This is a genomic window from Nonomuraea sp. NPDC049649 (assembly GCF_040675175.1).
Classification (GTDB): Bacteria; Actinomycetota; Actinomycetes; order Streptosporangiales; family Streptosporangiaceae; genus Nonomuraea.
Genome location: NZ_JBFAOH010000003.1, coordinates 410,986 through 419,315 on the forward strand (window position 1 = coordinate 410,986; position 8,330 = coordinate 419,315).

General features: G+C 69.4%; 9 protein-coding genes. 7 read left to right on the plus strand and 2 right to left on the minus strand.

The genetic code is table 11. The features are described from left to right. Positions 1–125 precede the first annotated feature (125 nt). From AB0J42_RS07155 to AB0J42_RS07170, 4 genes are all read left to right on the plus strand, one after another. Positions 126–1,010, plus strand: coding sequence for an alpha/beta hydrolase (locus AB0J42_RS07155; RefSeq protein WP_364289832.1), 885 nt, complete (start codon positions 126–128; stop codon positions 1,008–1,010). A 15-nt stretch (positions 1,011–1,025) separates the two neighbouring features. Next, positions 1,026–2,639: an NAD(P)/FAD-dependent oxidoreductase gene (locus tag AB0J42_RS07160; protein WP_364289834.1), complete on the plus strand. Its 1,614-nt coding sequence runs from the start codon at positions 1,026–1,028 to the stop codon at positions 2,637–2,639. A 46-nt stretch (positions 2,640–2,685) separates the two neighbouring features. Then, on the plus strand, positions 2,686–3,213 hold the full coding sequence (locus AB0J42_RS07165) for an aldehyde dehydrogenase family protein (RefSeq protein ID WP_364289872.1): 528 nt from the start codon (positions 2,686–2,688) through the stop codon (positions 3,211–3,213). Positions 3,214–3,334: 121 nt separating this feature from the next. Further along, entirely contained in the window at positions 3,335–4,090 is a 756-nt protein-coding gene (locus AB0J42_RS07170; RefSeq protein WP_364289836.1) for an FCD domain-containing protein, read from the plus strand. Positions 4,091–4,118: 28 nt separating this feature from the next. Here the strand turns inward: AB0J42_RS07170 and AB0J42_RS07175 are convergent, their stop codons facing one another. Together AB0J42_RS07175 and AB0J42_RS07180 are read right to left on the minus strand one after the other, a co-directional pair. Beyond that, a complete protein-coding gene (locus AB0J42_RS07175; protein ID WP_364289838.1) occupies positions 4,119–4,637 on the minus strand; it encodes a nuclear transport factor 2 family protein in 519 nt (172 codons plus the stop codon). An 8-nt stretch (positions 4,638–4,645) separates the two neighbouring features. Beyond that, positions 4,646–4,987, minus strand: a complete 342-nt coding sequence (locus AB0J42_RS07180) for a hypothetical protein (RefSeq protein WP_364289840.1) — start codon at positions 4,985–4,987, stop codon at positions 4,646–4,648. A gap of 80 nt (positions 4,988–5,067) precedes the next feature. Here AB0J42_RS07180 and AB0J42_RS07185 point away from each other — a divergent pair, with 80 nt between their 5' ends. The 3 genes from AB0J42_RS07185 to AB0J42_RS07195 all read left to right on the plus strand — a co-directional run bounded on the left by AB0J42_RS07185 (position 5,068) and on the right by AB0J42_RS07195 (position 8,241). Beyond that, entirely contained in the window at positions 5,068–5,931 is an 864-nt protein-coding gene (locus tag AB0J42_RS07185) for a TIGR03619 family F420-dependent LLM class oxidoreductase (protein ID WP_364289842.1), read from the plus strand. A 381-nt stretch (positions 5,932–6,312) separates the two neighbouring features. Then, positions 6,313–7,392, plus strand: a complete 1,080-nt coding sequence (locus tag AB0J42_RS07190; RefSeq protein WP_364289844.1) for an ABC transporter substrate-binding protein — start codon at positions 6,313–6,315, stop codon at positions 7,390–7,392. A gap of 15 nt (positions 7,393–7,407) precedes the next feature. After that, the gene (locus tag AB0J42_RS07195; RefSeq protein WP_364289846.1) at positions 7,408–8,241 is read left to right on the plus strand and encodes an ABC transporter ATP-binding protein; all 834 of its coding nucleotides are present in this window, start codon (positions 7,408–7,410) and stop codon (positions 8,239–8,241) included. Positions 8,242–8,330 lie beyond the last annotated feature (89 nt).

Sequence of the window (8,330 nt, forward strand, 5' to 3'; positions counted from 1 at the left end):
ATCATTGCCGTTCGGGTATCGCCGGACCTTGTTCCAGAACGGAACACCTCGGGAGCCGGGGCCGCGCTTAGTGTCGCACGTCACAAGCCAGGCGCGGATCCGCCCCGACGGAAGGAGTGCAGGCCGTGCACGACCCGCTCAAGGACCTCTACGCCGACTGGTCCCAGATCATCGCGACCACCCCGGACCTCACCATGCGGCTGTTCCGCAGCATCTTCGACGAATGGCACCAGCCCACCAGAGAGCCGGAGGACGTCACGTACGCCGAGGAGGAGATCGGGGGAGTGCCGGGGATCTGGTGCCGGCCGGCCGGCGCCGACGCCTCCCGGGTCGTCCTCTACACCCACGGCGGCGGCTTCGCCGTCGGGTCGGCGGCCAGCCACCGCAAGCTCGCCGGTCACCTGGCCAAGGCGCTTGGGGTCGTCTCCTTCGTCCTCGACTACCGCCGCGCCCCGGAGCACCCGCACCCCGCCGGTCTCGACGACGCCGTCTCCGCCTTCCTCGCGCTCACCGAACGGGGCGTCGCGCCCGGCGACATCACCACGGCGGGCGACTCGGCGGGCGGCAACCTCGCCGTGGCGACCGCGCTCGCGCTCAAGGAACGCGACGAGCCGCTGCCCGGCGGTGTCATCGCGTTCTCGCCCTGGCTCGACATGGAGAACGCGGGCGACACCCTGCGGACCAACGCCGAGACGGACGCGCTGATCACCGTCCCCCTGCTCGAAGGCATGATCGCCGGCGTCCTCGGCGACAGGACGAGTCCGGCGGCGCCGCTCGCGAACCCGCTCCACGCGGACCTCACCGGCTTCCCCCGCCTCTACATCAACGCCGGCGGCGCCGAGGCCCTGCTGGACAACGCCACCCGGCTCGCCGAGCGGGCCGAGGCCGCCGGGGTGGACGTGACCCTCTCCGTCGTCGCGGACCAGCAGCACGTCTTCGTCTTCAACGCCGGCCGGACCACCGCCGCGGACGAGGAGATCGCCCGCATCGCCAAGTGGTACGGCGCCTGAGCAAGGGAGGACCCCATGACCACCGTGGACTACGACGCCGTCGTCATCGGCGCCGGATTCGGCGGCATCTACATGCTGCGCAAACTGCGCGACGAGCTCGGCCTCACCGTCAGGGGCTACGACCGGGCCCACGGCGTGGGCGGGACCTGGTACTGGAACAGGTACCCCGGGGCGCTGTCCGACACCGAGGCCTTCGTCTACCGTTACTCCTTCGACCAGGACCTCCTCCAGGAGTACGACTGGTCCACCCGCTACCTCAGGCAGCCCGACATCCTCGCCTACCTCGAACACGTCGTGGACCGCTTCGACCTGCGCAAGGACATCCAGCTCGGCACCGGCGTCACGGCGGCCGCGTTCGACGAGGACACCCACACCTGGACCATCACCACCGACCGGGGCGAGACCGTCACCGCGACCTACCTGGTGACCGCGCTCGGCCTGCTCTCCAAGGTCAACATCCCGGACATCCCCGGCCTGGACTCCTTCGAGGGCGAGATCCTGCACACCGGCGCCTGGCCGGACGAGCACGACCTGCGGGGCAAGAGGGTCGGAGTCATGGGCGTCGGCTCCTCCGGCCAGCAGGTGATCTCCGCCGTCGCCCCGGAGGCCGGGCATCTCACGGTGTTCATGCGTACGCCCCAGTACTGCGTGCCGTCGGGCGACCGGCCCCTCACACCGGACGAGGTGGAGCCGGTCAAGAGGAACTTCGGCGCCATCTGGGAGCAGGTGCGCGGCTCCGCGGTGGCGTTCGGGTTCGAGGAGAGCACCGTACCGGCGATGAGCGTGAGCGAGGAGGAGCGGCAGCGCGTGTTCCAGGAGAACTGGGACATCGGAGGCGGCTTCCGGTTCATGTTCGGCACGTTCAGCGACATCGCGACCGACCCGCGGGCCAACGAGGCCGCCGCCGCGTTCATCCGCGCCAAGATCAAAGAGATCGTCAAGGACCCCGAGACGGCGCGCATCCTCACCCCCACGGACCTGTACGCCCGCCGCCCCCTCTGCTCGAACCACTACTACGAGACGTTCAACCGCGACAACGTCTCCGTGGCCGACCTCCGCACCCACCCCGTCGTGGAGGCGACCCCCGCCGGGCTGAAGACGGGGGACGGCAAACTCCACGAGCTCGACGTGCTCATCCTGGCCACCGGGTTCGACGCCGTGGACGGCAACTACCTCGCCCTGGACCTGCGCGGGCGCGGCGGCCGGACGATCAACGAGGCCTGGCGGGACGCCCCGGCCAGCTACCTCGGGATCACCACCGCCGGCTTCCCCAACATGTTCATGATCCTCGGCCCCAACGGCCCCTTCACCAACCTGCCGCCGAGCATCGAAGCCCAGGTCGAGGGGATCGCCAGGCCGGTCGGCGAGTCGCGGGCGCGCGGCGCCGCCGTCGAGCCGTCCGCCGAGGCGCAGCGCGCGTGGACCGAGACGTGCCACGCCATCGCCGACGCGACCCTGTTCCCCAAGGTCGACTCCTGGATCTTCGGCGCCAACATCCCCGGCAAGACCCGGACCGTCATGTTCTACATGGGCGGCCTCGCCAACTACCGGGCCCAGCTCGCCGACGTGGAACGCGACGGCTACCCCGGCTTCGACTTCACCCCCGTACCCGACAGAGCCCGCACCTGACGCGCGCCCGCACCCGGCCAGGCACGGCCGCCTCCCGCGCATCCCGATCACCGAAGGCAAGCGTTCCTGGCCCGCGCCCGGGGATGGACGATCGGCGACCCCCGCGACGAGACGACCAGGCTCGGCCCGATGTCCTCCCTGGCCGCGCGCCACCCTCGCCGACCAGGTCCAGGACGCGGTCGGCAAGGGAGCCGCCGTCCACCTCGGCGGCGCCGCCCCCGACGGGCCCGGCGCCTTCTACCCGGCCACGGTCCTGTCCGGCGTGGACGCCACCATGCGCGCCTATCATGAGGAACTGTTCGGGCCCGTCGCGGTCCTCTGCCACGCGAGCTCCGCCGAGGAGGCGGTACGGATCGCCAACGACTCCCCGTACGGCCTGGGCGGGGCGGTGTTCTGCGGCGACGAGTCCCGCGCCGCGGACCGGCTCGACACCGGCATGGTGGGCGTCAACACCACCATCAGGAGCGCACCGGATCTGCCGTTCGGCGGCGTGAAGAACTCCGGCTACGGCCGCGAACTCGGCAGGTTCGGCCTCGACGAGTTCGCCAACAGGAAACCGCTGCGCAAACCGTAAAACCCGAGATGGCCACGTAAGGGCACCGATCTTCCCCGAAGGTCACCACCAGGGCCTTATCACCGCTATGGTTAGCATAGATTCTCAGTACCTTGGGTGATCACCTCCATGAAGGGGCGACATGACGAACGGTACCCGGCCACCCAAGGCCGCGATGCTCGTGGCCCAGCGGATCATGCGGGACGTCAGCCGGGACAACCTACGGCCCGGCGACATGCTCCTGCCTGAGCGTGTCATGCTCGAAAAGTACGAGATCGGCCGCGGGACGCTGCGGGAGGCTCTGCGGCTGCTGGAGTTCCAGGGCGTCATCGCCCTCAAGCCCGGACCCAAGGGCGGCCCGGTCCTGCTCGACCCCGACCCGTCCCACCTGGCCAGCACCATGCTGCTGCTCATGCAGGTCAAGCAGGCGCCGTTCCGGGCGATCATGGAGGTGCGGGCCGCGCTGGAGCCCAAGACGGGCGCCCTCGCCGCCCAGCGCATGAGCGACGAGCAGATCGCCGACCTCGGCCGGTGCCTGGCCGAGATGCGCGACAACATGGACGACGACTACGTCTTCTTCGAGACCAACCAGCGTTTCCACGACATCATCGCCTGGGGGTCGGGCAACGCTCTCTTCGGCTACATCGTCGACTCGCTGCTCGGCATCCTCGACGGCACCGTGAGCGGCGACTACAGCGCCGTGGGCAGCGACTATCCGCAGCGCCGGCGTAAGGCGATCCTGAAGGCGCACGAGGAGATCTACGCCATGATCGAGGCTCGTGACGCGGAGGGCGCCGAGGCCCGGATGCAGGAGCACATCGACGCCTACGTCCGCTATGTCGAGCGCGCGCACCCCAAGGTGCTGGAGCAGACCATCCGCTGGGGCACCCGATCCTGAAGGGGAGGGCCGTCGCCGACCCTCCCGGTCACAGGCCGGCGGGCCAGTCGGCCTTCTGCCAGGCGTCCTTGTTCGCCCGCATGCGCAGCCGGTCGCCCAGCGCCTGCGGGTACTCGCGGACGTCGACGAAGTACATGTAGGACTGCACCCGCTCAGCGAACCGCCAGCCGTCCGGCCCGCGCCGGTAGCGGTCGTGATAGCGCAGCGCCGTGATCATCGGCGCGCCGTCCCGCCACACCTCGGCGTGCGAGGAGACCAGCCCGGTGGCCTGGTCCGGGTCCTCGTCGTCGAAGTCCACCACGTGGCCGTGGGTGAAGTGGTTGGTCGGCCCGAGCACGTCGAACCGGCCGCGGAAGTAGTCCGCGATCGCCGCGACGCCCTTGCCCTTGCCGGGCCCGCTCATGGTGCGCAGTTCGGCGTCCTCGGTGAACAGCGCGCAGACGCCGTCCAGGTCGCGCTCGTCCACGGCGAAGCCGTACCGGACTGCCAGGCCCCGGATCTCCTCCAGGTCCTCCAGCCGGCGGATCCTTCTCTCCAGGTCGTTCACGGCGGTCCTCACTCCGGCAGCGGCAGGCCGTCGGCGGCCTCGTGGATCTGGACGTAGACGTTGCGGTAGAAGGTCTTCGCCTTGGCCTTCATGCGCTCCGTCGTCACCGTGCCGTTGCGGTAGTTCTGCTGGTACTCGGGGTTGTCGACGACGGAGATATCCTCCAGCTCGTAGATGCACAGGTAGTTCGGCCGCCCGTCCAGCGCCTTGTACCTGCGCGCGCTGAGGAAGCCCGGCACCTGGCCGACCTTCTCGGGGATGTGCTCCTCCTCGTACCAGGTGTTGAACTCCCTCTCTAGGGAGTCGGGGATGTCGAACATCGCGACCATCACGCCCGGACGCTTCGCCATGGGTATGCCTCCCGATAGATATTGCTAATCATGATTAGTATGGTGCCCATGTTGAACTGTCAAGAATCGGGGAGAGCGTCATGAAGGTGTCGGTGCGCTGCTTCGGGTTCCCGCTCGCGTGGTACCGGCCTATCGCCGAGGCGGCCGAGCAGGAGGGGTTCCACGGGCTCTGGATCCCGGATCACGTGATCTCGCCGACCGTGACCGACGGGAAGTACCCGTACAGCGCTCATGGCCGGCCGAGCTTCGACCCCGCCACGCCGTTCGCGGACCCGCTGGTGATGGTCGGCCACCTGGCCGCGGCCACCACCCGGATCCGGCTGGGCATCGGCGTCTACGTGCTGCCCCTGCGTCACCCGCTCATCGCCGCGCGGTCGGTGATGTCCGCCCAGGAACTGTCCGGGGGACGGCTCGTGCTCGGGGTCGGCGTGGGCTGGATGCGCACCGAGTTCGAGGCGCTGGATCAGGCGTTCTCCGGCCGTGGCGGCCGTACGGAGGAGATGCTGAGCATCATGCGCCGGCTCTGGACCGGCGAGCCGGTGAGCCACGAGGGCCGCTGGTACTCCTTCCCCGAGCTCACCGTCTCCCCGCCGACCGCCGAGCCGGTGCCGGTCCTCATCGGCGGCGCCAGCGAGCGCGCGCTCAGCCGCGCCGTCCAGCACGGTGAGGGCTGGTACGGCCCTCCGGGCACGGCCGACCAGACGGCCGGATACGTCTCCGCGCTCCAGGCGGAGCTGGAGCGTCAGGAGCGCGAGCGCTCCTCCTTCCGCATCGTGGCCCGGGCTCCCGAGGACGACCCGCTCGCGGGCGTCCAGGCGCTGGCCGAGCGGGACGTGGACGAAGTGGTGCTGAACCTGCCCCGTGCGGTGGAGGGGGTCGGCGAGGTCACGTCCTGGATCGCCCAGGCCGCCGCCCGGCTCCGCGCCGAAGGCGCCCTCGCCTGAGAGGCGCCGGGCGTTCCCCCGATTCGCCCGCCGGTTCACCGTCGCTCCCGGCGGCCCGTGCGTGTTGTTGAAGTCGTCTTCAACTGCGTGACGGCCGCCGGTGCGTCTGTCTCGGTGCCGGTGCACATCGCGCCCCGTGCTGCGCACTCGCCGACGCCTGTCTCTGGAACGTGACAAGCATCACCCTTGAGGTCGCCACCGGGGCATCGCCTACTCTTCCACCAAGCGGTGTCGCGGGGTGGCGTGCCCCCGTCGCCGCTGATGAGGCAGGTAACGGGGCCGATCGGGCGCGACAAGACCATTGACGTTTCAGGACTACTGTCACTATCGTTATCAGAGATTAGCGGCCTTCTGCATGCCCCCTCGGAGATGAGCGCTGCCATGGTTCGTTCCACGAAACTCCTTGCCTCGGCCCTGACCGTCCTGCTCGCGGTCCTGCTCGGTGGCTGTGCCTCGCCCTCCCAGGAGGGCACCGACACCGCCGCGGCCGCCGAGTCCGGGTTGACCAAGATCAGATATATCGATGCCGGTTCCGCCTGTCTGTGCAGCTACCCGAGGCTGCAGGCGGAGGCGCAGGGCTACTTCGCCGAGCAGGGCATTGAGATCGACAACCTGACCTCCATCTTCAACGCCAACCAGCTCATCCAGGCCGTCGCCCAGGGCCAGGCCGACATCGCCCTCACCGGCGGGACGGCTCCGCTGGCCTCCGCGGCCGCGGGCAAGCTGGTCAAGGTCGTCGCCGTGCTGGGCGCGCCGGCCCCCGAGCAGATCACGCTCAACAACGAGACCCTGGAGAAGCTGGCCCAGAAGGGCGTCACGCCCGAGTCGCCCTACCAGGAGAAGATCGACGCGCTCAAGGGTTTGAAGATCGCTTCAGCGGCGACCGGCTCGACCACCGACCTCCTGCTCCGGCAGATTCTGACCCTCGGCGGCCTCAACCCGGAGAGCGACGTCACGATCCAGCCGTTCAACGACGCCGCCGCCGGCACCGCCGCGGTCAGGCAGGGCGCCTCGGACGGCCTCGCCGGCTTCCCCAGCCAGACGACCGGCCCCGAGGCCGACGGGTGGGGCAAGGTCTTCATCGACATCGTCCAGGACGCCCCCGAGGCGGCGAACATCCCCTACATCGTGGTGGTCGCCAACCCCGACTTCCTGAAGAGCCAGCCCGACGCGGTGACGAAGTTCCTCAAGGCGATGGCGCAGGCCCGTGACGACGCCAAGAACCTGAGCCAGGAGCACAGCGACGCCCTGCACCAGAAGTTCTTCTCCAGCACCAGCGACGCCGCCTGGAAGGCCGGGATCGAGGCGATCCTGCCCGTCTTCGCCGGCAGCCTCGTGCCGACCGAGGAGCTCGCCGACAACCTGATCAAGGTTTACAACATCGGCAAGCCGGACCCGGTTTCGGTGCCGTTCGAGGAGCTCTACGACACCACGCTCGTCGCCGCGCTGCCGGACGCCTGAGTGAGGGAGACGTACGTGTCCAGCATCCGAACATCACAGACCGACGCGCCCGCCGGGGCCGGGACGGACGACCGGCCGGTGGCGGTGAGCTACCACCAGGTCGGGCGTACTTTCACCACCGCCAAGCGGACGTTCACCGCCGTGCAGGGGATCGATCTGGAGATCCGCAAGGGCGAGTTCATCTGCATCATCGGCCCCAGCGGCTGCGGCAAGAGCACCCTGCTCAACATGGCGGCCGGCCTGCTCACCCAGAGCACCGGCCAGGTCCTCTACGACGGCAAGCCCATCCGTGGCGTCAACAACGACGTCGGCTACGTCACCCAGAAGGACACGCTGCTGCCCTGGCGGACCGTGGAGAAGAACGTCGCGCTCCCGCTGGAGGTGCAGAAGGTGCCGCGGCGCGAGCGCCGGGAGCGGGTGGCGGAGGTGCTCGAACTGGTCGGCCTCGGCCAGTACGGCAACCGGTACCCCTCGCAGCTGTCCGGCGGCATGCTCAAGCGTGCCGCGCTCGCGCAGACCCTCGTCTACCGGCCGAACACGCTGCTGATGGACGAGCCCTTCGGCGCGCTCGACGCGCAGCTGCGGCTGAACCTGCAGAAGCAGACCCTGGAGATCTGGGAGCGCGAGCGCAAGACCGTGCTCTTCGTGACCCACGACCTGGAAGAGGCCATCCTCATGGCCGACCGCGTCGTGGTGTTCGGTGCCAACCCGGGCCGGATCATCCACGTCGAGCCCATCGGCTTCGCCCGGCCCCGCGACTTCGGTTCGCTGCGTACGGAGCCCGAGTTCGCCGAGGTCTGGTCACGACTGTGGGCGCTGCTGAGCCCGCAGATGGAGGATCACTCATGAGTAGCCCTGTGTCAAGCTGCTGCTTGTTGATCTTGCTGGATCAGAGCCTGAAGGGCTCCGTGTTTGGCGGGGTCGTAGGCGACGCCGTC

What these genes read in the sequence shown, in the direction of transcription:
- AB0J42_RS07170 (WP_364289836.1), top strand. Translation starts at nt 3,335, where the DNA reads ATGACGAACGGTACCCGGCCACCCAAGGCCGCGATGCTCGTGGCCCAG.
- AB0J42_RS07180 (WP_364289840.1), bottom strand. Translation starts at nt 4,987, where the DNA reads ATGGCGAAGCGTCCGGGCGTGATGGTCGCGATGTTCGACATCCCCGAC.
- AB0J42_RS07190 (WP_364289844.1), top strand. Translation starts at nt 6,313, where the DNA reads ATGGTTCGTTCCACGAAACTCCTTGCCTCGGCCCTGACCGTCCTGCTC.
- AB0J42_RS07185 (WP_364289842.1), top strand. Translation starts at nt 5,068, where the DNA reads ATGAAGGTGTCGGTGCGCTGCTTCGGGTTCCCGCTCGCGTGGTACCGG.
- AB0J42_RS07160 (WP_364289834.1), top strand. Translation starts at nt 1,026, where the DNA reads ATGACCACCGTGGACTACGACGCCGTCGTCATCGGCGCCGGATTCGGC.